Here is a 23,617-nt window from a genome sequence, read left to right as displayed (position 1 = left end):
TTCAGTCGTAGACACCGGTCACCTCCCAGCGCGCCCCGCGGTGCTGCAGCAGCAGCGCCGTCCCGTCGGCCAGCACCACCTGCAACCGGGTCGTGGGCCCCGGGCCGTCCGGTGACCACCAGCGGGCGTGCACCGGCCACGGCCCAGCCCAGCCGACGATCTCGCGGTCCGGCCCGTCGCCGCCGCGGATCCGGTGCGGTGCGTCGTCGAGCAGGTCGGGCGCCACCGGCCGGATCTCGGCTCCGCCCGCGCCCACCAGCCGGACCGGGGACGGGGACGGCGGCACGGTGGCCGGGGACGGCGCCGGGAGCCGGCCGGGCCAGGACGCGGGCGGGTCCACCGGCGGGCGCCGCCCGGGCGCGCGCCGGGCCGCGACGGCGGCCGGGCTCCCCGGCACCCCCGGCCCGGCCGCAGCACCGGGCCGGGTCCCGACCCCGGCGCTGTTCCCGGCTCCGGCTCCGGCTCCGGCTCCGGCTCCGGCTCCGGCATCGACACTGACACTGACACTGACACTGACGTCGGGGCCAGCACCGGCACCGGCGACAGCACGCGTGTCGGGGCGGGCGTCGGCGTCGGGGCAGGCGTCGTCGGCCCCGGGCCCGACGTGCCCCGGTGTCCCGGCGGCACGGCCGACGGCCGCCCCGGCCCCGGGCCGTGGTGGCACCGCCGTCGGCTCGACGACCCGCTCGTCGCCCCACGGCACCCACCGCACCCGTTCGCCGGGGTCCCGCCCGCCCGCCGGGACCGCCGTGACCACCGCGGCCGGGCCGAGCAACGCCTGCACCCGGACCAGCGCGCGCCCGGCGCGGTCGTCGTTCTCGCCGACGTCGCCCCACAGCCCGTGCTGCAGCACCCCGGCCGGCACCGTGTCCTCCGGGGTGAGCCGGAGAGCGACCAGCGTGCCCGAGCCACCGCGGCCGAGCCAGGTGTCGAGCTGCCAGCGCACCCGGTCGACGGTGCCGGCCGGGGTCAGCGGTTCGGCGCACCGCCAGATCCGCAGCAGCTCCTCCCCGCTCCCGGTACGGGCGTGCACCCCCAGCCGGGTGCACGCCAGGCCGTGCCCGGCGAGCGCCTCGTGCAACCGGGTGGCGAGCCCCCGCGCGGCGAAGGCCGCCGCGTCCACCCGGTCCACCGGCGGGTCCAGCTCGATCGCCGCGGCGAGTTCCTCCGGCGGGACCCGCCGGGCCGGCGGCCGTGGATCGAGACCGCGGGCGAGCCGGTGCGCGGCCACCGCGTCGGTGCCGAACCGGGAGGCCACGTCGGTCTCGGCGAGTGCGGCGAACGCACCGAGGGACCGCAGGCCGAGCCGGCGCAGCAGGTCGACCAGCTCGGAGCGGTCCACCGCCGGGTCCCGGTCCAGCTCGGCGACCTCCAGTGGCGCGAGGAACTCCGCCGACCGGCCCGCGGGAACCCCGCGGCCCCGCCGGGCGGCGAGCTCGGCCGCGAACATCCCGTCCGCCACGCCGATCTGGCACTCGGTGGCCGCGTGCAGGGCGACCTGGTCCATCAACCGCTCGACCGCGGCCCGCTCCCCGCCGAACCAGCCGACCGGGCCCCGGGCGGGCAGCACGAGCAGCCCCGGCCGGACGATCTCGACCCCCGGCGCGAGCGCCTCGACCGCGACGGCGACCGGCTCGAACAGCCGGGCGTCCCGCCCCGGGTCGGGGGCGAGCACGGCGAGATCCGGGCACCGGGCCTCCGCCTCGCGGCGGCGCAGCCCCCGGCGCACCCCGTGCCGCCGGGCGGTGGCCGAGCAGGCCAGCACCCGGTTGGCGCCGAGGACGGCCGCCGGCCGGTGCGCCGGCACGTGTGCGGCCCTGGCCGCAGCGGTCACCGGCCAGTCCGGCGACCACACCGCCAGCACCCGCGGATCGGGGGGCGCGCTCCCACGGCCGTGCGGGCCGGGCGCACCCACCGCCTCCGCCGTGCTCATCCCGCAGCCCGTACGACGACCCGGTCACCCGGCACCGGCGCACCGGTCACCGGCTCCGGGACGGCCGGGGCGACCGCGACCGCTCCGCCCGGCCCCGGGAGCAGTACCTCCGCCACCCGGCCCGCCGGTCCGATCCCGCGCCCGGAGGACCGGACCTCGAGCCGCCGCGACCGCAACCGCCCGGTACCCCGGCCGACCCCGCCCCACTGCGGGCGGGCGCAGCTCAGCCGCAGGTCCGCACCGGGCCACGGCCCCAGTGCCAGCAACACCGCTCCCCGCTGCCGGGCCCGCGCCGCCAGCCGTTGCCGGTCCCCGGCCCGCAGGCCGGCCCGCTCCGGACCGGCGACCGCCACCAGGTCCAGCCCGTCGAGCAGGGCCGCGGTGACCCCGACCGGGTCCGCCCCCGGATCCGGGACCAGCGCCAGGCGGTCCAGCCGCACCCCGGCCTCGGCGGCTGCCGCGGCCCCCAGACCGGGACGACCCACCACCCCCGCCCAGGCCCCCTCGGCCGATGCCGCGGCGAGCAGGGCGAACAGCAGCGAACCGGCACCGGCACCGGCGCCCACCGCGACCGTGGACCCGCGGCGCAGCCCGCCGGCCGGGAGCAACCCGGCCAGCGGACCGGGGACGGGGAGCAGGCCCGCCGCCGCGGCCTCCGGCTCCGGACCCGATCCGGCGTTCCCGGTGCGGGGAACCGGACGGGCCCGATCCCCGTCGGTCCGGGTCTGCACCCGGTGCAGTGCCTGCCGGGCGACCGCCAGCCGGTCCGACACCGGCCCGCCGACCGGGCCCCGCGACCCGTGCTGCGACTCCCGACCGCACACGGGATCACGGGGCCCGGCGAACCCGCCCCGACCACCGGTTCCGGACCGGTCCGTTGCGGCGGGCTCCCCGTCCGCCGCCACCGGCCGCAGCCCGGCCCCGATCACCGGACCCACCGGCTCCGACGATCGGTCCAGCGGGTCCGCACCGGAGCCGGGTGGATCCGGGTCCCCACCCCGATCCACCCGGTCCGGCACACCCCCGGTCACCCGGCCCACCGCCGCCGCTCCCCCGACGACGGTGACCCCGGCACCGCACGCCGCCGCACCGCCCGCATCGGCACCGCTCACCCCGGAACCCGACCCGGCACCGCGCGACACAGCCCTGCCCACACCGACCTCCCCCTCGCACCGCGACCGGTCCACGACCGGCCGGAACCTGCCCGGCACGCCGCGGGGAAGGCGACGTGGATCGAACTGACGTTCGAATCATAGGCCCGACGCCGGCCTCGATGCAGCCCCCGGACGGGGGATCCCTCGGTGGACCGGCACGGAGCACCGTCGCACGGCACCCCGACAGTTCCGGTCCGTCGCGGGACGAGCCGCAGCGGACGGACCGAGCGCAGGACGGCCCGGGACGCAGGACGGCCCGGACCGCACGCAGCGGGCCGGGCCGTCCGGGAGGGGCGGGCTCAGTGGGCGAAGTGCCGGGTCCCCGTCAGGTACATCGGGACGCCGGCCTCCGCACAGGCCGCGACGACGAGCTCGTCGCGCACCGAACCACCCGGCTGCACGACCGCCGCGATCCCGGCCGCGAGCAGCACCTCCAGGCCGTCCGGGAACGGGAAGAACGCGTCCGAGGCCGCGACCGCGCCGCGCACCCGGTCACCGGCCCGCTCCACCGCGAGCCGGGCGGCGTCGACCCGGTTGACCTGGCCCATCCCGACGCCCACGGCCGCACCGTCGTGCGCCAGCAGGATCGCGTTGGACTTCACCGCGCGGCAGGCCCGCCAGGCGAAGGCGAGATCGGCGAGGACCTCCGGGGAGGCGGGATCGCCGGTGACGAGCTTCCAGGCGGCCGGGTCGTCACCGGCGGCGTCGACCAGGTCCCGCTGCTGGGCGAGCAGCCCGCCGGAGATGGGCCGCAGCTCGGTCCCGCCCCGGACGAACTCGCCCGGGATCCGCAGCAGCCGGACGTTCTTCTTGCGCTGCAGGATCTCCAGCGCACCGTCGGCGTAGGACGGCGCGACCAGCACCTCGGTGAAGATCTCCGCGACCTGCTCGGCCAGGGTCGTCGTCACCTCGCCGTTGACCGCGATCACACCGCCGTAGGCGGACACCGGGTCGGTGGCGTGCGCCTTGCGGTGCGCCTGGGCGACGTCGGCGCCGACCGCGATCCCGCACGGGTTCGCGTGCTTGATCACCGCGACCGTCGGGGCGTCACCGTGGTCGTGCGCGGCGCGCCAGGCGGCGTCCGCGTCGACGTAGTTATTGTAGGACATCTCCTTGCCGTGCAGCTGCTCGGCCCCGGCGAGCCCGCCCGGGGTGCCGCCACCGGTGTACAGCGCCGCGGCCTGGTGCGGGTTCTCGCCGTAGCGCAGCGGGCGCTCCCGGACCCAGGTGGCGCCGAGCCACTCCGGCGTCTCCTCGTCGGTACCGGCGAACTGCTCGCCCATCCAGGTCGCGACGGCCGTGTCGTACGCCGCGGTGTGCCGGAACGCCTCGGCGGCCAGGCGGCGCCGGTCGGCGACGACGAAACCACCCGCGGCGACCTGCTCCAGGACCCAGCCGTAGCGCGCGGGGTCGACGACCACCGTCATGCTCTCGTGGTTCTTCGCCGACGCCCGCACCATCGCCGGGCCGCCGATGTCGATCTGCTCGACGACCTCGTCACGGGCCGCCCCGGACGCGACGGTCTCCGCGAACGGGTAGAGGTTCGACACCAGCAGGTCGAACGGCGCGATGTTCAGCTGCTCCAGCTGCGCGACGTGCTCGGCGGACCGGCTGTCGGCGAGCAGCCCGGCGTGCACCCGGGGGTGCAGGGTCTTGACCCGGCCGTCGAGGCACTCCGGGAACCCGGTGACCTCCTCGACCGGGGTCACCGGGACGCCCGCGTCGGCGATCCGCCGGGCCGTCGACCCGGTCGAGACGATCTGCACCCCGGCCGCGTGCAGCCCGGTCGCCAGGTCCAGTAGCCCGGCCTTGTCGTAGACGCTGATCAGGGCCCGGCGGACCGGCCTGCGCTCACTCACTGACTCACCTCGTGGTTGTCCCGGCCGCTGCGCGACGCCGCGAGGCTCCGCACCGTCTCGACCAGCAGTCGTCGTTCCTCGGTCTTGATCCGCTCGTGCAGGACGTCCTCGTCGTCGGAGGGCAGCACCGGCACCTCCACCTGCGCGAGCACCGGCCCGGTGTCCAGTCCCGCGTCGACCTCGTGCACGGTCGCGCCGGTCGTGGTGACGCCGGCGGCCAGCGCGTCGCGCACGGCGTGCGCTCCGGGGAACGCCGGCAGCAGGGCCGGGTGCGTGTTCAGCATCGGGCATCCGAGCGCGTCCAGGAAGGTCTGTGCGACCAGCTTCATGAAGCCGGCCCCGATCACGACGTCCGGCCGGTGCCCGAGGACGGCCTCGGCGAGCGCGTCGTTCCAGCTCTGCCGGTCGGGGTGGTCGGCCAGCCGCTCGACGAACGTCGGCAGGCCCGCGTCCTGCGCCCGGTCCAGTCCGGTGGCCCCCGGCCGGTCGGCACCGACGGCGACCACCCGGTAGCCGGGGTCCGGTGCGTCGAGCAGCGCCTGCAGCAGGGTCCCGGCCCCGGAGACCAGCACCACGACCCGGTACGCCCCGGGCAGATCCCGCGCCTGCACCATGCTCCTCCCGATCGGTGTCCCGGCCGCCGTCGCGACCGGCGACCAGCGTAGACGCGCCGGCACCGGGGCCGGACCTCAGCCGCCCGGCCCGTCCTCGTCCGCTCGATCGCCGGCCCGGTCGTCGGCCGGGCCCGCGGCCCCGGAGCGACGGCGGTTCTCGACGAGGTCCCGCACGCTGTCCGACCGGTCGCGACGGCCACGGCCGCCGGCCGGACGGGTGGACGGGCGGCGGTCCGGGCCACCCACCGGCACGTGCCGGGCCAGTTCCGGGCCGGCGCAGGCCAGCACGGCGGGCACCCCGACCAGCAGGAGGACCGCCAGGAACACCGAGCCCGGACGGAACGACACCGGGTCGTACGGCCCGTCGGCCAGTGGCCCGCCGGCCGCCGTCGCGAGCAGGGCGGCCCCGGCCGCGACGACGACGACCGCCGTCACCGGCGCGGCCAGGCGTTCGACCGGTGGCACGTCCCCGGCGAGCGCCCGCCGGCTCGCGTACCCGGTCAGCACCCCGACCGCGACCGGGAGCAGCAGCACCAGCGGCGCGGCGGCCGGGACCGTGGTGACCGGGAGCACCACGGTCAGCGGGAACGGCGGGAGCGGACCCGGTTCGGCGAGCAGCGGACCGGAGGTCGCCACCCCGATCCCGACCCCGGCGCCGAGCGCCCAGGACACCGCACCCACCAGCGCGTTCGGCAGGTAACCGACGGCGAGGACGAGCACCCCGAGCCCGGCACCGACACCGGGCCCGAGCCGGGCGGCCGTGTCACCGACCTCGGTCGCGGCAAGGGCCAGCGCCCCGGTCAGGACCAGCGCGCCGACGAGCAGCAGGCCGGTCGCGCCCACCCGGGCCCCGGCGAGTGCCGCGCCCGGCCAGCCCGCGAGCAGCCGCCGCCACGCGGCCGGCGGCCCGCAGGCGTGCACGACCCCGATCCCGGCGGCGGCCCCGGCCACCAGCCCGGCCCCGACCAGCGACGCCCACGGGGCCGTCACCGCCATCGACTTCGGCAGCAGCGCACCGGCCAGCACCGCGACCGCGGCCGCCGCCCCGGCCTGGGAGGCGACGACCGCGCCCGCGTCGTGCCGGACCCGTCCGCCGAGACTGCGCACGGCCCAGCCGGAGAACCCGGCGACCGTCCCGACGGCGATCAGGGTCGGCACCATGGGCAGCACGCCGAGCGGACGGCCGTCGAGGGCGATCGGGATCTGGTGGGCGGCCAGCCACATGGGCACCGCGGTGGCGAGCGCACCGTCCGGCGTCACGGGGACGCCCCCGGTCCCGGCGAGCACGGCCGCGACCGGCACGAGCAGGGTGTATCCGGTCAGGACCGAGCCCATGGTCGCCACGAGCAGGATGCGCAACCGGTCCAGCCCGGTGCCGGGACGGCGCGTCCGGGGACCGGCCCGGCGGGCCGCGGCGGGATTCCGCCCACCCCGGGCCCGATCGGGCCGCTCGCCGCGGCGCGCCCCGTCACTCCCGGACGGCCGGGACCGGACGGCGGATCGGCCACGGGTCGGCCGGGACGAGGTACTCACCCGGCCAGGGTCCCAGCGGCCGGACGTCCGGGGCCGCAGGCACGCCGGGGGTGGGCCGCCCCACCACGGGACCGGCCCCGCGGATCCGGGGGCGGATCAGGCCGAGGTGCCGGGGCCGCCGCCCGCACGGTCGCCGCGGTTCTGCTGGTCCCCCTCGGCGGTACCCGGCTCCCCCGCCACGCCGGTCTCCGGAGCCCGGCCCGGCGCCTGCTGCGGGGCGTCCTGCGGCGCGGCCTGCCACCACGCCGGAGCCGCCTGCCGGCCGGGCTGGTCCGCCGGGCCGGTGCCGGGCGGCTGCGCGCCGTCCGGCCGGCGGGCCGCGGACCGGTCGGTCTGCTCCACCGACCGGGCCTCGGGAACGGCTCCGGTGTACGGCGCCTGCCCCGCCGCGGGAGCCCCGGCGGGCGGGTACCCGATCTGCTGCGCTCCCGGGACGTCCGGAACCTGCTGCCCGGCCCCCGCCTGCGGGACCGGATCCACCTGCGGCGCCCCACCATCGGGCTGCTGGGTCCCGGCTGCGGTCTGCGGGGTCGCGGTCTGTGGGGTCGCGGCCTGCGGACTCGCGGCCTGCGGATCCGCGGCCTGCGAGCTCCCCACCTGCGGAGCTCCGGCCTGCAGCGATCCGGCCTGCGGGGCGCCCGCCTGCGGGGGCGCGGCGGATCCCGGCTGTGCCGCGGCGCCGTAGGTTCCCGGCTGCTGGCCGGCGGCTCCGGGCTGCCCCTCGTACTGCGGTGCCTGCTGGTGCTGTTGTGCCTGCGGTGCCTGCTGTGCGGGCAGCGCCGTCTGCACCGTCGGTGCGGAGTGGGTGGCGGGGGCGATGCGGTCGCCGTAGGCGACCCCGGAGAACGCGCCCCCGGACACCCCGGCGGCCGGCGGCTGCCCGTACGGCTGGCCGGGCTGGGCGTAGGACGGCGCGTACTGATCCGGCTGCTGGGCGAACTGCTGGCCCGGCTGCGCGTACTGACCGGGCTGGGCGGGCGGCGCGTACTGCCCGGCCTGGACCGGCTGGCCGTACTGCTGGCCCGGCTGCACCGGGTACTGGCCGGCGTTCACGCCGGCGGCGGGCCCGCCGTACCCGGCGGCGGGAGGCTGCTGCGGCGCGCCCGGGGTGGCCCACTGCGCGTCGCCGACGTGCGAGGGCCGGGCGGGCCGCGGCGCCGGTGCGGACAGCACGCCGGACAGCAGCAACTGCCCGTAGAGCAGGGCCGTCACCGACAGCAGGCCCAGGGCCAGGGTGACCCAGCCCACCGCCCCGGCCGCGATCGGGCTGTCACTCCCGGTGAACAGGAACAGCAGGGTCAGCACCCCCGTGCCGGCGAGCACGATCCCGCCGACCAGCACCCGGCCGGTCCCCGGGAGCAGTGACAGGCCACCGGCGATCCCGCCCGCGACGACGAGTGCGAGCGCGTAGCCGGCGGCGGCCGACAGCCCGAAGAGGGCGACGACCAGTGCGACCAGCGCCGCGACGGCCCCACCCAGCACGGCGAGCCGCACCGGGCCCGCGGAGGGTGGCGCGTCCTCCCGGGCGGCACCGGGGACGGACGGCTGGTTGCTCGGCATGACGACTACTCCAGCGGGCCTCGACGGCAGGGGATCCTGCGTCGCACGCTAGCCGATGCCCCTGACACGGCCGGGTGACGCCCGGCGGCCCCGCACACGACGACGCGCGGGCCCCGGAACCCGGGACCCGCGCGTCGTGGTGCTCGTCCGGCTCAGGCGGAGAGGATCCCCTTCATCAGCGCGGCGGTCTCGGACGGCGTCTTGCCGACCTTGACCCCCGCCGCCTCCAGGGCCTCCTTCTTCGCCTGCGCGGTGCCGGCCGAGCCGGACACGATCGCGCCGGCGTGGCCCATCGTCTTGCCCTCCGGCGCGGTGAAGCCCGCGACGTAGCCGACGACCGGCTTGGTGACGTTGGCCTTGATGAAGTCCGCGGCGCGCTCCTCGGCGTCGCCACCGATCTCACCGATCATCACGATGGCCTCGGTCTCCGGGTCCGCCTCGAACGCCTCGAGGGCGTCGATGTGGGTGGTGCCGATGACCGGGTCGCCGCCGATGCCGATGGCGGTGGAGAAGCCGAACTCACGCAGCTCGTACATCATCTGGTAGGTCAGCGTGCCGGACTTCGACACCAGGCCGATCCTGCCGGCGCCGGCGATGTCGGCCGGGATGATGCCCGCGTTCGACTTCCCGGGGGAGATGACGCCGGGGCAGTTCGGCCCGATGATCCGGGTCTTGTTGCCCTTCGCGACGGCGTGCGCCCAGAAGTAGGCCGAGTCGTGCACCGGGATGCCCTCGGTGATGACGACCGCCAGCGGGATCTCGGCGTCGATGGCCTCGATCACGGCGTCCTTGGCGAACTTCGGCGGCACGAAGACGACCGACACGTCGGCGCCGGTCTCCTTCATCGCCTCCTCCACCGTGCCGTACACGGTGACGTCCTTGCCGCCGACCGAGTGCGTGGTGCCGGCCTTGCGGGCGTTGACACCGCCCACGACGTTGGTGCCGGCGGCGATCATCTTGGTGGCGTGCTTGGTGCCCTCACCGCCGGTGATGCCCTGGACGATGACCTTGCTGTTCTCGTTGAGGAAGATCGACATTTCTCTCAGGCTCCCGCGGCGTTCGCAAGCTCCGCGGCCTTCGCGGCCGCGTCGTCCATCGTGGCGACCACCGTGACCAGCGGGTGGTTCGCGTCGGCGAGGATCTGGCGTCCCTCGACCACGTTGTTGCCGTCCAGCCGGACGACCAGCGGCTTGGTCGCGTCGTCGCCGAGGATCTTCAGCGCCTCGACGATGCCGTTCGCGACCGCGTCGCACGCGGTGATGCCACCGAAGACGTTGACGAAGACGCTCTTGACCTCGTCGTCGCCCAGGATGACGTCCAGGCCGTCGGCCATGACCTGCGCCGAGGCGCCGCCGCCGATGTCGAGGAAGTTGGCCGGCTTCACGCCACCGTGCGCCTCACCGGCGTACGCGACGACGTCGAGGGTCGACATGACCAGACCCGCGCCGTTGCCGATGATGCCGACCTGGCCGCCGTCGAGCTTGACGTAGTTCAGGCCCTTGGCCTTGGCCTTCGCCTCGAGCGGGTTCTCGGTGCGCTCGTCGACCAGCTGCTCGTGGTCGGGGTGCCGGAACCCGGCGTTCTCGTCCAGGGTGACCTTGCCGTCGAGGGCGATCACCTTGTCCTGCGGGTCCCGGACCAGCGGGTTGACCTCGACCAGGGTCGCGTCCTCGGCGACGAAGGTCTCCCACAGCTTCACGATCACGGTCGCGGCCTCGTCGGCGACGGCGGCCGGGATCTTCCCCGCGGCGACGATCTCGTCGGCCTTCGCCTTGTCGACCCCGGCGATCGGGTCGATCGGGATCCGGGCCAGCGCCTCCGGGCGCTCGACGGCCAGCTCCTCGATCTCCATGCCGCCCTCGGCCGAGCACATGGCCAGGAACGTCCGGTTGGACCGGTCCAGCAGGAACGAGAAGTAGTACTCCTCGGCGATGTCGCTGGCCTCGGTCACCAGAACCTGGTGCACCGTGTGGCCCTTGATGTCCAGGCCGAGGATCGCCCCGGCCTTCTCCTGCGCCTCGGCCGCGTTCTCGGCCAGCTTCACGCCACCGGCCTTGCCCCGGCCCCCGGTCTTGACCTGGGCCTTGACCACGACTGCGGTGCCCAGCTCGTCCGCCGCGGCCGCCGCAGCGGCGGCGTTGTCCACGGTCTTCCCCGGAAGGACCGGGACTCCGTGCGCGGCGAAGAGGTCCTTCGCCTGGTACTCGTACAGGTCCACTCGGCTCTCCCGCTCCACTTCGCTCTCACCGCGACCGGCGCGTCCCGGTGCTTGCTCCCGGACGCGCCCCGCACACCGGAGGCGGCAGCGGTCGCGGACGTCCGTCGTGCTGCGTCGGGGAGCCTAGCCAGACCGGTCCCACCGGTCCTGACCTGGGCCGGTGACAGCAGTCACCCTGTCGCCACAGTGTTCGATTCAGATGGGCCGTCCGAGTGACGGGCGCCACCGGGAGGGCAGCGGGGACGCACCGTCCCGCACGTCTCCCGCGCCCCACTGTGAGCGGGATAACCGTGCGGACGGCCCGGCCGACGTCCGCGGCGTACCGGTCGTCGATGATCATCGACCGTCCGGAACCGGGCGACGACCCGCCGTTGCCGCGTCGCGACTCCCGCGTTACCGTCGAGCCGTCCACGTCACGGACCGATCACGGTGGTCGGCGCCACCCCCGAACGGCGCCATCCCCGCGGAGCCCCACTCCGACGACCACCGCGGGACGGTCCGGGCGACCTGAACACCCAGAAGGGCAGGTCTTGGCGCGCCACCGCTCCCCCAGCGGCGCCGTCCGACCGGAGTCCCGCCCCGGCACGACCCCCGACGTGCCGGACACCGCGGGCGTCCACCGGTACCCGGCGCCTCCGTCGTCGGTACCGCGTACCCGCGTTCCCGCCGGCGTCGACCGGCGTCGGCCGGTGCCGCCGCCCGCTGCCTCCGGGCAGCCGGCGCGTACCCGGCCGGCCGCGTCCCGTGACCGCCGTGCGCCCGAGGCCCGCCCACAGCACGACGCCACCGCCCGCCGCCCCGTCAGCGGGCCCCGCGACGGCGACCGTGCACAGCCCGTGACCGGTCACCGGGCCGTCCCCCGGCCGCAGCAGGCCGGACCTCAGCGCGACGCCCGCCCGTCCCGTCCCGCGCGCACCGGACCCGCCGAGCACCGCCCGGGTCGTACGACGGCCGCACCGCCGGCCGGCCGGGCCCGTCCCGCCGCACCGCGGACGGCACCCGCGCGCCGCACTCCGGATCCGGTCCCCGAGATCGTGGCGGCCCCGCTGCCCCCCGCGGATCCGCCGGCGCCCGGTGCGCACCGGCTCCCCCGCACCCCCGCCACCGGCCACCGCACCCGCGTGACGGTGGCCGCCGCGGCCGGGGGCGCGCTCGTCGCGGCCGGCCAGACGATGGCCGGCGCGCTCGGCATCCCCGTCCTCAGCGGCGACGATGCTGTCGAGGACTCCTACTCGCGGCTGTCCGCCTCGGCGATGCTCCCGGTCTCCGCCGACCCGCGGCCGGCCGACACCACCGCGCCGGCCGTGACCTCGGCGATCGGGGGTGAGCAGCTCGCGCCCCAGGCCGCGTCGCTGCCGAACCTCGACGAGACGACCGAGGTCGACGTCGCCAGCCTCACCAAGGCCGCCCGGATGGGCGAGCAGGCCGCGAAGGTCGAGCAGGCGATCTCCGGCGCGATGTCGCACGGGGCCCCCGAAGCCGTGCTCTACGACGGCGACGCACTCGTCATGCCGACCGCGGGCCGGTTCACCTCCGGCTTCGGCGCGCGCTGGGGTGTGCAGCACTACGGCATCGACCTCGCCGCACCGATCGGTACCCCGATCTTCGCCCTGACCGACGGCGTGGTGGAGAAGGCCGGGCCGGCCAGCGGCTTCGGGATGTGGGTCGTGCTGAAGCACGCGGACGGGACGAAGTCGGTCTACGGCCACATCAACCGTTCGCTGGTCGAGGCGGGCCAGGAGGTCCGCGCCGGCGACGAGATCGCCGAGGTCGGCAACCGCGGCCAGTCCACCGGCCCGCACCTGCACCTGGAGATCTGGCAGTCCGACGGCAGCAAGACGAACCCGCTGCCCTGGCTGACCGAGCGGGGCCTGGACGTCGGGAACGCCACCGGCGGGCGCGACGCCTGACCGGACCGGCAGAATGGCCCGTGTGACGGACGGGTCCGAAATCCGGGTGGGGGACGCCGATCGCCGGGCGGTCGACGACGTCCTGCAGCGTGCCCACGGCGAGGGCAGGCTCTCCCTCGAGGAGTACGAGGAGCGCTCCGCCCTGGTCTGGGCGGCGCGTACCCGCGCGGACCTCGCGCCCCTGACCCGCGACCTCCCCGCGGGCGGTGACCTCACCCGGCCGGTGGCCGCGGAGCCCGCACCGCGGTCCCGGGCCGCCGATCTCGCGGCCACGGCCGCACGGTCGGTCGGGAGCGTGCTCGGCGCCGTCGCCCTCGTGGCCGCCGCGGTCTGGGGCGGTTCCGAGCTGCTGACCGCGCAGGACGGTGCCGCGGTGTTCAGCTCCCGGACGGTCGGTGTCGGTCCCGGCCAGGACCGGGTCGAGACGCGGTCGCTGTTCGGCTCGGTGCGCGTCGTCGTCCCGGACGGGACCCGGGCCGAGCTGAGCGGGCTCACCCTGTTCGGGTCCACCGAGTGCCCGACGGCCTGCGCCGCCCCCGGGCCGGGGACGGTCGCCGTCGATGCCTCCGGGCTGTTCACCTCGGTCGAGGTGCTGACCCCCGCGGAGTCGGCGGCGACGCCGATGGGGAGCGACCGTGAGGACCGCGGCAACAGCGGAGACGGCGACGACGACTGACGCCGCCGGGAGCCGGCGGTGGTGTCCACCGGCCCCCGGGCGACGGTCACGCCGAGGTCTCCGCCCGTGCCGCGGTCCGGCGCATCGAGCGGTAGGTGAGTGAGCGCAGCGCGGTCTCGGCCGGCCCCCGCACCCCCGCCCGGTCCATGGCGTACGCCACCACGACCGTCACCATCCACGCCGCGACACCGACGAGCATCGCCGAGGCGCTCGTGAGGTGCGCGCCGAGCCCGATACCCGAGGCGGCCAGCACACCCGCCCAGATCACCGACTGGGCGATGTAACCGCTCATCGAGCGCCGTCCCAGGGCGACCAGCGCCCGGGCCGGCAGCGGCGTCGTCCCCCGGGTGGTGATCCGGTGCGCGATCAGGGCGAACAGCGCCGCGTAGCCGATGCCGGCGAAGAAGCCCGTGTAGGCGTGGACCTGCGAGAGATCGACCGTGCCGACGTCCAGCACCCCGACGTGCACGAGCGCCTGCACCGCCCCCGCACCCCAGCCGACGGCCAGCCCGGCGACCGCGGCCCGCCGCAGCAGCGGCAGGTGCCGGGCCGGCTCCTCCAGGATCCGGTGCCGCGAGGCCAGCAGGCCGACCAGGAACGCCGCGGGCAGCACGAACATGACGAACGGCGTCACGAGCGTCGGCAGCCACTGGACCAGGCGCAGCGGGATCGACGCGAGGTAGCTGCTCTCGGCGATCGGCAGCCGCGCGGAGGCCGGGATGCCCCCCGGGGCCGACAACAGCACCGACAGCGCCGTCATACCGGCCGCGACCAGGGCGCCCAGACCGAGCAGCACGCCGATCCAGACCTTCAGGACGCGGTCACTGCGGTTCAGGAACAGCGGGACCATGATCAGCCCCATCAGGCCGTAGGTGCCCAGGATGTCGCCCTGCCACAGCAGCGCGGCGTGCACCAGGCCGAACAGCAGCATCCACCAGTTGCGGGTCCGCAGCAGCCGCCGCGCCCCCTGGACCGAGGTGCCCCCGGCGACCTGCCTGCTGTACATCTGCCCGATCCCGTAGGCGAACAGCAGCGCGAACAGCGGGTACGCCCGGGCGTCGACACCGGCGATCGTGATGAACTGGGCGATCCGGTCGGCGAGGCCACCCTCCGCCGGGTGGAGCAGGGTGGCACCGACCTCGGAGGTGTAGAGGAACCAGGGCACGTGCGCCAGTGCGATGAACAGCAGCATCAGCCCCCGGGCCAGATCCGGCGCCAGCGCGCGCCGGGACACCGGGGTCGGGGCGGACAGGACGGCGGCGCCGCCGGACGGATCGGTCGCGGTGGACATGCGAACGGTCTCCTCTCAGGTCGTTGGACCCATGAGAAACCGTGCCGCCACGGCACACGCAAACCGGTGCGAGCCAGAACACGGCCGGACGGGCCGGCACGCGGTCACGTGCCCCGGGCGGAGCCCTACAGCTTCTGCATCGGGACGCCGCCGATGAGCATCAGCCGCACCGTCCCGCCGGACCCGAAGTCGATGGTCACGGTCGCCCGCGGCCCGACACCGTCCGAGGCGACGACCGTGCCGAGGCCGTACTTGTCGTGGTTGACCCGGTCACCGACGTCGAGCTGCAGCGAGGTGTTGTTGAGGCTGCGCTCGGGCACCTTCCAGTCCCCGCGGTCACCGGAGCCACGGCCGCCCGACCGGCCGAAGCCGAACCGGCCCACCGGCGCCGACGGCCGCTCGGCCACCAGCTGCTCCTCGGTGCGCCGCCAGTCGGTGAGCTCGGGCGGCACCTCGTCGAGGAACCGGGACGCCGGGTTCGTGCTGGGCTGCCCGAACGCCGAGCGCACGATCGCCCGGGACAGGTAGAGCCGCTGCTCGGCCCGGGTGATGCCGACGTAGGCCAGCCGGCGCTCCTCGGCCAGCTCCTTCGGGTCCCCCAGGGTCCGCAGGTGCGGGAAGACCCCGTCCTCCCAGCCGGTGAGGAACACGACCGGGAACTCGAGGCCCTTCGCCGTGTGCAGGGTCATCAGCGTGACCACACCGGACTCGTCGTCCGGGATCGAGTCGGCGTCGGCGACGAGCGCGACCCGCTCCAGGAACGCGGCGAGCGAGCCGGGCTCCGGCGCCCCGGCGTCGGTGTCGTCGTCGTTGCCGGGACCGTCGGTGGCGTCCGGGCCCGCGGCGTCGGGACCGGGGCCGGAGCCGATCGCACCTCCGGCGTCCGGATCGCCGCCGACCGCCAGGTCGGCCACCGCGGCGTCCCCGGCGAACTCACGGGCGACCGTGACGAGCTCCGCCAGGTTGTCCATCCGGGTCCCGTCCTGCGGGTCCTCGGAGGCCTGCAGCTCCTCCACGTACCCGGTGCGGCCGTAGACCGCCTCCAGGATCTCCGCGGTGTCGTCGCCGCGCTCGACCAGCTCACCGAGCTCGTCGAGCATCCGGACGAACCCGGCGATGTTCTTCTGCGAGCGCGTGGCCAGTGCCGGCAGCCTCGCCGGTTCCTCGGCTGCGGTGCGCAGGGCGCGGGCGAACGACGTGCGCTCCCGCTCCGCGTACTCCGCCACGACGGACTCGGCCCGGTCCCCGATCCCGCGCTTGGGCACGTTGAGGATGCGCCGCAGGCTGACCGTGTCCTCCGGGTTCGACAGCACCCGCAGGTAGGCCAGCGCGTCCCGGATCTCGCGGCGCTCGTAGAACCGGACGCCGCCGACCACCTTGTAGGGCATCCCGACCCGCAGGAACACGTCCTCGAAGACCCGGGACTGGTTGTTCGTGCGGTAGAAGACCGCGATGTCGCTGTTGCGGTACTCGCCGGTGTCGACCAGCCGGTCGATCTCGCGGGCGACGAACGACGCCTCGTCGTGCTCGTTGTCGGCGACGTAGCCGACCACCCGCTCGCCGTCCCCCGCGTCGGACCACAGGCGCTTGTCCCGGCGCTCCGGGTTCCGGGCGATCACCGCGTTCGCCGCGGACAGGATCGTCTGGCTGGAGCGGTAGTTCTGCTCCAGCAGGATGGTCCGTGCGTCCGGGAAGTCCTGCTCGAACTCGATGATGTTGCGGATGTTCGCGCCGCGGAACGCGTAGATCGACTGGTCGGAGTCGCCGACCACGCACAGCTCGGCCGGGCGGGCCTTCTCGGTCGCCGGCAGCACCAGCTGGCGGACCAGTTCGTACTGGGCGTGGTTGGTGTCCTGGTACTCGTCGACCAGCACGTGCCGGAACCGTCGCCGATAGTACTCGGCCACCGCGGGCATCCGGTCCAGCAGCGAGACCGTCTCCATGATCAGGTCGTCGAAGTCGAACGCGTTCGCCTGGCGCAGCCGGGACTGGTAGATCCCGTAGACCTCGGCGATGCGCCGCTCGTGGTCGGTGCCGGCCCGCTCGGCCGCGTCGTCCGGCGAGAGCAGCTCGTTCTTCAGGTTCGAGATCTGCGCCGCGAGTGCCCGCGGGGCGAACTTCTTGGGGTCGAGCTCCAGGTCCCGCCCGACGATGCCGACCAGCCGGCGCGAGTCGTCCGCGTCGTACACCGAGAAGGCGCTGCGCACGCCCAGGTGCTTGGCCTCGCGGCGCAGGATCCGCACGCACATGGAGTGGAACGTGGAGACCCACATCGGGCCGGAGCGGCGCCCGACCAGCCCGTCCACCCGCTCCTTCATCTCGGCCGCGGCCTTGTTCGTGAAGGTGATCGACATGATCTCGCCGGGGTGCACGCCGCGCTCGGCGAGCAGCCAGCCGATGCGGTGGGTGAGCACCCTGGTCTTGCCCGAGCCGGCACCCGCGACGATGAGCAGCGGGGAGCCGGCGTGGGTCACGGCCTCGCGTTGCCGGTCGTTGAGCCCCTCCAGCAGCTGACGCCCGCGCGACGTCTTCGGCTCGGTCGTCGAGCTCGTACCTGGAAGTTCGAACAGCGCACTCATTGTGACGAGCACGGTACGCCGAGGGGCTGACATTCCTGCGGCCGCGGTGAACGACGACGACGCGGGACACCGTGTCGTCTACACTCGACTGCGTGCACACGGACAGGCGATTTCGCTACGGGTACCGGCCTCCGGCACCCGCTGCGCAGCCCGTCTGAGTACGGAACCCAGCCGCCCCGGAGTCCAGAGGACCCGGGGCGTTCGCGTGTCCTCGGCCCACGGACGACCCGGCGCTCGATCGAGACGAGGAGATCATGACCGCGACCGAACCCGGCACGGACGCCCGCGAGGGGACGCACACCACGGAACCGGTGCCGCCCGGCACCGGAGGCTCCGGGGGCACCACGGGACCGGCGCCCGCCGCGGACGGCCCGGCGGCCGGCGCCGAGGCCGAGATCGACCGGCTCCGCTCGGAGATCGACCGGCTGGACACCGAGATCCTGGACGCCATCCTGCGGCGCACCGAGGTGTCGAAGCGGATCGGTGCCGCCCGGATGGCCGCGGGTGGCCCGCGGATCGTCTACAGCCGCGAGATGACCGTGCTCGACCGGTTCGACGATCTCGGCCCGGAGGGCCACCAGCTCGCGATGATGCTGTTGCGGCTCGGCCGGGGCCGGCTCGGCGGCCGCTGAGCCGGGCGGTGGCGCGGCCGCGCCACCCGTCGCTCTCCGCGACGGCGCACGGACGGGTCAACCGTTCGGCGATTCGCCGTCACCGTCAGAACTGTGACCCAGCGCGCATGATCACGGGAAGCGACCTGGCCTTTCCGCCACGTCGTCGGCACACACCGGTTGCTTCCCGGACCAACGAGCCGGACGAGCGGTCGGATACGACCGATGAACGGGAATCACCTGATCGGGTTACCCACGACGAGCGGACAGTGACCGCTTGGGAATGCGCGGAGGTTCCGGTAGACCTTCCCGGGTCGAGACGACACCCGAAGGAGGACGTGCGGCCGTGAACGACACCCCTGCCGGAGCCCCGCTCCCCGGCGCCACCGGCGCCACCGGGCCCCGTGAGGTCGTGAGCGTCGCCGAGCTGCTGGCCCGTCACTCGGGCCGCGCACGCGACTCCCGCCACGCAGCCGAGCCGATGACCGGTCCCGTCCTGTCCGTGGGCGACCTGCTCCGCCGTGAGGGCGGCCCGGCCGCCGGCGCGACCGTCCGGGCCGACGTCGCCGCGGCGGGCACGCCCGGTGGCTGGCCGGACATCGAGCTCCCACAGCCCCGCGACACCGGCGCCGAGGAGGCCCCGGTCTGGGTCGCCCGGCCGGCCGGCGGGCGCCGCCGGGCCGGCGCGGTCGCCGGTGCGCTCGTCGCCGCCGGGTCGGTGCTCGGCGCGGCGCTCTACAACGGGGCCGCGACCCACGACTCCGACGCCCAGGCCGCCGCCGACGGGCTGTTCCCCGGCGTGGCGCTCCCGGCCGGCGGCAGCACGGCCCCCGAGACGCTGCCCGCGCAGTACCTCCCGGCCACCGTGGCGCTCAGCTCGCCGCTGCCCGAGGTGCCCGCCACCGCCCCCGGGGCGAACGACTGGATGGACGTCGCGTTCGGGCAGGAGTCCGCCGCCGGCAGCACGCTGCGCGAGGTCTCCACCGGGACGGGCGCCGACGCCGCGAGCGCCATCCCGGCCCAGCGCACGACGACGGCGGCCGCCGCCGCGCCGCGGGAGACCACCGACACGCCCCGCGGCTCGACGGCCACCGGATCGCCCCTGGGCGGCCTGCCGCCCGTGCAGGCGCTGAACGACCCGGACCGGGAGCCGGCCGGGAACCTGCTCGAGCCCGTCACCTCGCCCGGCCGCTCCGGCGGCGAGAGCCGCCGCACCGGGCCGCTGCAGGACGTGACCGAGCCGGTCCGCCCGCTGGTGAGCAGCGTCGGCGACGGTGTGGTCGCGCCCGTCGCCCGGGTCGCCGCGCCGGTCGGGGAGACTCTCGGCGGGGCGCTGGAGCCGGTCACCGGCGCCGTCGCACCCGTCACCGACGCCGTGAAGCCGGTGACCCGCCCGCTGACCGACACCCTCGAACCCGTCACCACGCCGGTGCTCGGCGCGCTGTCGCCGGTGACCGAGCCCGTGCTCGGTGCGACCGAGCCGCTGACCGGGCCGCTGCTGAAGGCCGCGGAGCCGGTGACCGGGCTGCTCGACACCTCGGCGAAGAAGAAGGACTCCGACGACGGGTCGCGCTCGTCCCGGAGCAGCTCCGACTCGGCGTCCGACTCCGGGTCCGGGTCCGACGAGACCCAGCCGCTGCAGCAGGTCACGAAGCCGGTCGGCGAGGTGCTGGGCACCGTGACCGAGCCCGTCGGCGAGACCGCGTCGGCGGTCACCGAGCCGGTCGGTGGCCTGCTCGGCGGAGTCACCGAGGGAGCCGGCTCGCTGCTGGGCGGCTGAGCCACGACCGACGAGCACGGCGCCGGACCCGAACGGGTCCGGCGCCGTCGCGGTTCCGGCCCGCTCCGGTCGCTGCGCGACCCACACGAGCCTCCTGGCAGTGCCGATGCTCCTTCCGGCCCGCTCCGGTCGCTGCGCGACCCACACGAGCCTCCTGGCAGTGCCGATGCTCCTTCCGGCCCGCTCCGGTCGCTGCGCGACCTACACGAGCCTCCTGTCGGAAGCCCAGCGGGACAGTTCGTGCCGGTTCGACGTCTGGGTCTTCCGGAGCACGCTCGACACGTGGGTCTCCACGGTCTTCACCGAGATGAACAGCTCCCCGGCGATCTCCTTGTAGGCGTACCCGCGGGCCAGCAGCCGCAGGACGTCCCGCTCCCGCTTGGTCAGCTGGTCCACCTCCGGGTCCACCGGCGGCGCGGCCCCGGGACGGTCGGAGAATGCGTCCAGCACGAACCCCGCCAGGCGCGGGGAGAACACGGCGTCACCGACCTTGACCCGGCGCACCGCGTCCGCCAGGTCCCGCCCGGAGATCGTCTTCGTGACGTAGCCGCGCGCCCCGGACCGGATGACGCTGATGACGTCCTCCGCCGCGTCCGACACCGACAGGGCCAGGAAGACCGACTCGGTCCCCGCCGCCCGGGTGCGCCGCAGGATCTCGGCACCGCCGCCACCGGGCAGGTGCACGTCGAGCAGCACGACGTCGGGGGCCAGGTGCGCGACCCCGGCGACGGCCTCGTCGACCGAGCCGGCCTCACCGATCACCTCGATCTGCGGTGTGCCCCCGTCGCCACGATCCAGCTCGGCACGCACCCCCGACCGGAACAGCGCGTGGTCGTCGACCAGGTAGACCCGGATCGTCGATCCGGGCTCCGCGGAGCTCATGAGGTCCCCTCTCCTGCCAGCGGCATCGACAGCCGCACCTCCGTACCCTCGCCCGCACCCGTGCGGAACCGGACCGTACCGCCGTGCCGCCGCATCCGGGCGTGCACCGAGTCCGCCAGACCGTGCCGGTCGCCGTCCACCGCGTCCGGGTCGAAGCCCTTCCCGCGGTCCCGGACGAACACCTCGGCGGCCCCGGGCTCGCCGTCCGCACCGGCCGGTTCGACCTCCACGTAGACGTCCACCTCGGCCGTCCCCGAGTGCTTCGCCGCGTTCACCATCGCCTCCCGCGTCGCCAGCACGAGCGCTCGCAGGTCGCCGTCGAGCTCCGCGTCACCGACGAGCACCGGATCGACGCCGATCGCGTAGGTGTCCTCCACCTCGCCGGCCACCCGGGTGATCGCCGCGGACAGCGTCGTCTCCGCCTCCGGGGCGACGCTCCCGGGACCGCCCCGGGCCCGGCCACCGGGCCCGTACAGCCAGGAGCGCAGCTCGCGCTCCTGCCCGCGGGCCAGCCGCTGCACCTCACGCGAGTCCCCGGCCTGGCGCTGGATCAGGGCCAGCGTCTGCAGCACCGAGTCGTGCAGGTGCGCGGCGATCTCGACCCGCTCCGCCTCGACCGCCCGTGCCCGTCGCTCCTCGCCCAGGTCGCGGACCAGCCGGATCCACCAGGGCACCGTGAGCACCGCGACACCGAGCAGCGTGGCCAGCACCGCCAGCACCCCGAACCGGACCTGCCCGATGTCGAGGTTCCCGAACAGGTAGACCGCCACGCCGGTCAGGACCAGCGCCACGCCCAGCAGCGTCCGCAGCAGGGCCGCCCGGCCCCCGACCACCCGGGTCCTGGCGTCCTGCGCCCAGCGGCGCCGCTGCGCCTCGTCGGCCTCCCGCCAGACGACGGCCGCACCGACCGTCGCCAGCCCGAGCGGACCGGCGATCCAGCCGAGCACCGACGACCCGGACGTCGCCGCCACCAGCGACAGGCCCAGCCCCAGGGTGAGCACACCCGCCGCCTGCAGCTGCTCGGAGCGGCTCACGGTGCGCTGGACCGACGGATCCTCCTGCCGGAGGAACACCCAGAGCAGCGCGTAGCCGAGCGCCGCCGCCCAGCTCAGGAACATCAGGACGACGAACGCCGCCCGCACCCACCGGACGTCGGCACCCAGGTGGTCGGCGACCCCGCCCGCCACGCCGCCGAGCATCCGCCCGGTCCGGCGCCGGACCAGCGGGGCACGGCCCCGGACGGCGGTGCGCACTCCGGCTGTGGCGGCCGCCGGGCCGGGCGCACCGGCCTCCGGCTGCGGCCCCGGCGGCTCCACGGGACCGCCGTGCACGGACGGGTTCGGGCTGTTCACGACTCCATCGTCACACGGGACACCGACGATTCCCTCCGGCGGAGTTCCGGGGTCGGCTCGGGGTTGTCCCCGAGACCGCGGGGCACCGGAGCCGGGCAGGGTGGTCCCCATGGACGGAACGCAGGCTCGCGCCCCGGGGGCACGGCGAGTGGGGACCCAGGGCACCGACACCCTGCGGGACATGTGGGACTCCCGGCCGGTGCGCCCGCGGGACGACCGGAAACTGGCCGGTGTGGGCGCGGCGATCGCCCGGCGCTACGACGTGGACCCGACCCTGGTCCGGGTCGGCTTCGTGGTCGCGGCCGTCTCCGGGCCCGGGATCCCGCTCTATCTCGCCGGCTGCGCGGTGCTGCCGGACGCCGGAGCACCGGGCGGCACGCCGGGGCGGCGCGGGCCCGGTGCGGTCTCCAGCTCGGCGCTGTCGCTCGTGCTGCTGGTCATCGCCGGGCTGCTGGCGATCCCGCTGGTCTTCTCGTTCGCCTCGATCGCGGCGACCGCCGTCACCCTCGGGCTGCTGCTGGCGCTGCACCTGACCCGGGGCTCGCTGCCCGGCCTGCGGGCCGCGGCCGCCGTCCCCACGCCCGTGGCCCCGGCCGTCCCGTGGACGGCCGCCGACCCGCCGGCGGGCGGGCCCGTACCGGCTCCGGACCCGGGCCGCCGGCCGCCGGACTGGGACCCGCTCGGCGTCGCGCCGTTCGCCTGGGACCTGCCCGAGCCCGGCCCGGCACCGGTGCCGCCACCGGAACCGCGGTCCAAGCTCACGCCGGTGACGCTGGCCGTGGCGCTCGTCGTCGCCGGGATGGTCGGGGTGCTCGCGCTGACCGCCCCGGGGCTGCTCCCGGCCTCCGCGGTGCCCGCGGCGGCACTCGCCGTCGTCGGCGTCGGGCTCGTCGTCGGGGCCTTCCGCAGGGCCGGGCGCTGGCTGATCCCGTTCGCGCTGATCCTGGCGCTGCTGACCGGGCTGACGTCACTGCTGAACGGCGCGCTCGGCCCGGACGGCTGGGCACTGCGCGGCGGGATCGGCCCGAGCGTCGAGAGCCCCATGACCGTCGCCCAGATCGCCCCGGAGTACCGGCGGGGCACCGGCACGATCGACCTGGACCTGAGCCGGGTCGACCTGACCCCGGCCGCGGGCGCCGACGGCCCGGTGCGCACCCGGGTCGAGGTGGGCGTCGGCTCCGTCACCGTGCGCGTCCCGGAGGGCGCCGATCTCCTCGTCCGCGGGTCGACCGGGATCGGCGACGTGACCGTCGACGGGCAGTCCCGGACCGGGGAGGACACCGACCTGCGGGTCGACGACCCGGGGCCGGACGGCCGGAGCGGCCGGGTACTGGAACTCGACCTGCGGGCCGAGATCGGAGCCGTGGAGGTGCTGCGTGGCCAGGACGACTGAGAACGACAGCGGGATCGGGACCGGGACGGCGCGCCGCCGCCCGGACCCGCTGGCCCTCGTCGCCGGGCTGATCGCCCTGGTCATCGCCGTCGCCGGGCTGACCGGCGTGGGCCCGTGGGAGTACGTCGACCTGCGCTGGCTGCTCGCCGGGGTGGCGGTCGTGGTGGGAATCGTGTTTCTCGTGGCGAGTCTGCGTAACTCCCGGGGCACTTCCGACGACTACTAGACATCACGGTCGTCGGCGGGCTGGGGAGCATCGCCGACGACCGCGC

18 protein-coding genes are annotated in these 23,617 nt (G+C 75.8%); 6 read left to right on the top strand and 12 right to left on the bottom strand.

Annotated features, from left to right (window positions below):
- Position 1: 1 nt before the first annotated feature.
- The 8 genes from AFB00_RS34875 to sucC form a co-directional block, all read right to left on the bottom strand.
- Positions 2–1,933 carry a DNA polymerase Y family protein gene (locus tag AFB00_RS34875; RefSeq protein ID WP_156819552.1) on the bottom strand — a complete coding sequence of 644 codons (1,932 nt, stop codon included), beginning with the start codon at positions 1,931–1,933 and terminating at the stop codon, positions 2–4.
- Positions 1,930–3,045 carry a hypothetical protein gene (locus AFB00_RS34055; RefSeq protein WP_197519545.1) on the bottom strand — a complete coding sequence of 372 codons (1,116 nt, stop codon included), beginning with the start codon at positions 3,043–3,045 and terminating at the stop codon, positions 1,930–1,932. Before AFB00_RS34055 ends, AFB00_RS34875 begins: the two co-directional genes overlap by 4 nt.
- Before the next feature lie 341 nt (positions 3,046–3,386).
- Complete coding sequence (gene purH, locus AFB00_RS15555) at positions 3,387–4,946, bottom strand: bifunctional phosphoribosylaminoimidazolecarboxamide formyltransferase/IMP cyclohydrolase (RefSeq protein WP_068797842.1); 1,560 nt, start codon at positions 4,944–4,946, stop codon at positions 3,387–3,389.
- A complete protein-coding gene (gene purN / locus AFB00_RS15550; RefSeq protein WP_442965805.1) occupies positions 4,943–5,557 on the bottom strand; it encodes a phosphoribosylglycinamide formyltransferase in 615 nt (204 codons plus the stop codon). Before purN ends, purH begins: the two co-directional genes overlap by 4 nt.
- Before the next feature lie 78 nt (positions 5,558–5,635).
- Positions 5,636–7,093 carry a cell division protein PerM gene (locus AFB00_RS15545; protein ID WP_156819551.1) on the bottom strand — a complete coding sequence of 486 codons (1,458 nt, stop codon included), beginning with the start codon at positions 7,091–7,093 and terminating at the stop codon, positions 5,636–5,638.
- A gap of 96 nt (positions 7,094–7,189) precedes the next feature.
- A complete protein-coding gene (locus AFB00_RS15540) occupies positions 7,190–8,653 on the bottom strand; it encodes a hypothetical protein (protein WP_068797839.1) in 1,464 nt (487 codons plus the stop codon).
- A 152-nt stretch (positions 8,654–8,805) separates the two neighbouring features.
- Entirely contained in the window at positions 8,806–9,690 is an 885-nt protein-coding gene (sucD, locus tag AFB00_RS15535) for a succinate--CoA ligase subunit alpha (protein WP_068797838.1), read from the bottom strand.
- A 5-nt stretch (positions 9,691–9,695) separates the two neighbouring features.
- Positions 9,696–10,871, bottom strand: coding sequence for an ADP-forming succinate--CoA ligase subunit beta (gene sucC / locus AFB00_RS15530; RefSeq protein ID WP_068797837.1), 1,176 nt, complete (start codon positions 10,869–10,871; stop codon positions 9,696–9,698).
- Positions 10,872–11,992: 1,121 nt separating this feature from the next.
- Between sucC and AFB00_RS34870 the strand changes: the two genes are divergently transcribed.
- Both AFB00_RS34870 and AFB00_RS15520 read left to right on the top strand, forming a co-directional pair.
- Entirely contained in the window at positions 11,993–12,781 is a 789-nt protein-coding gene (locus tag AFB00_RS34870) for a M23 family metallopeptidase (RefSeq protein ID WP_068800345.1), read from the top strand.
- Between the two features lie 22 nt (positions 12,782–12,803).
- Entirely contained in the window at positions 12,804–13,457 is a 654-nt protein-coding gene (locus AFB00_RS15520; RefSeq protein ID WP_197519543.1) for a DUF1707 SHOCT-like domain-containing protein, read from the top strand.
- Positions 13,458–13,503: 46 nt separating this feature from the next.
- Here AFB00_RS15520 and AFB00_RS15515 read toward each other — a convergent pair whose 3' ends face one another.
- Together AFB00_RS15515 and AFB00_RS15510 are read right to left on the bottom strand one after the other, a co-directional pair.
- Positions 13,504–14,748, bottom strand: a complete 1,245-nt coding sequence (locus tag AFB00_RS15515) for a DUF418 domain-containing protein (protein WP_068797835.1) — start codon at positions 14,746–14,748, stop codon at positions 13,504–13,506.
- A 125-nt stretch (positions 14,749–14,873) separates the two neighbouring features.
- Positions 14,874–17,327, bottom strand: a complete 2,454-nt coding sequence (locus AFB00_RS15510; protein ID WP_068797834.1) for a UvrD-helicase domain-containing protein — start codon at positions 17,325–17,327, stop codon at positions 14,874–14,876.
- Between the two features lie 311 nt (positions 17,328–17,638).
- On the opposite strand from AFB00_RS15510, the gene AFB00_RS34865 reads away from it, so the two are divergent.
- Both AFB00_RS34865 and AFB00_RS15500 read left to right on the top strand, forming a co-directional pair.
- Positions 17,639–17,959, top strand: a complete 321-nt coding sequence (locus AFB00_RS34865) for a chorismate mutase (protein WP_257785257.1) — start codon at positions 17,639–17,641, stop codon at positions 17,957–17,959.
- Positions 17,960–18,284: 325 nt separating this feature from the next.
- Positions 18,285–19,718 carry a hypothetical protein gene (locus tag AFB00_RS15500; protein ID WP_068797833.1) on the top strand — a complete coding sequence of 478 codons (1,434 nt, stop codon included), beginning with the start codon at positions 18,285–18,287 and terminating at the stop codon, positions 19,716–19,718.
- A gap of 201 nt (positions 19,719–19,919) precedes the next feature.
- On the opposite strand, the gene AFB00_RS15495 is transcribed toward AFB00_RS15500, so the two are convergent.
- Both AFB00_RS15495 and AFB00_RS15490 read right to left on the bottom strand, forming a co-directional pair.
- Positions 19,920–20,600, bottom strand: a complete 681-nt coding sequence (locus AFB00_RS15495; protein WP_068797832.1) for a LuxR C-terminal-related transcriptional regulator — start codon at positions 20,598–20,600, stop codon at positions 19,920–19,922.
- Entirely contained in the window at positions 20,597–21,952 is a 1,356-nt protein-coding gene (locus AFB00_RS15490; RefSeq protein WP_231973945.1) for an ATP-binding protein, read from the bottom strand. The genes AFB00_RS15495 and AFB00_RS15490 overlap by 4 nt, the downstream gene beginning before the upstream one ends.
- Positions 21,953–22,061: 109 nt before the next feature.
- Between AFB00_RS15490 and AFB00_RS15485 the strand changes: the two genes are divergently transcribed.
- Positions 22,062–23,345 (top strand): PspC domain-containing protein, encoded by a 1,284-nt coding sequence (locus tag AFB00_RS15485; RefSeq protein ID WP_083275552.1) that lies wholly within the window; start codon positions 22,062–22,064, stop codon positions 23,343–23,345.
- Positions 23,329–23,571, top strand: coding sequence for a hypothetical protein (locus tag AFB00_RS15480; RefSeq protein WP_068797830.1), 243 nt, complete (start codon positions 23,329–23,331; stop codon positions 23,569–23,571). The genes AFB00_RS15485 and AFB00_RS15480 overlap by 17 nt, the downstream gene beginning before the upstream one ends.
- Positions 23,572–23,617: the final 46 nt, after the last annotated feature.

Origin of the sequence: Pseudonocardia sp. HH130630-07 (assembly GCF_001698125.1) — a bacterium.
In the GTDB taxonomy this organism is placed as follows: Bacteria; Actinomycetota; Actinomycetes; order Mycobacteriales; family Pseudonocardiaceae; genus Pseudonocardia.
This window is presented reverse-complemented; position numbering and strand designations above follow the sequence as displayed.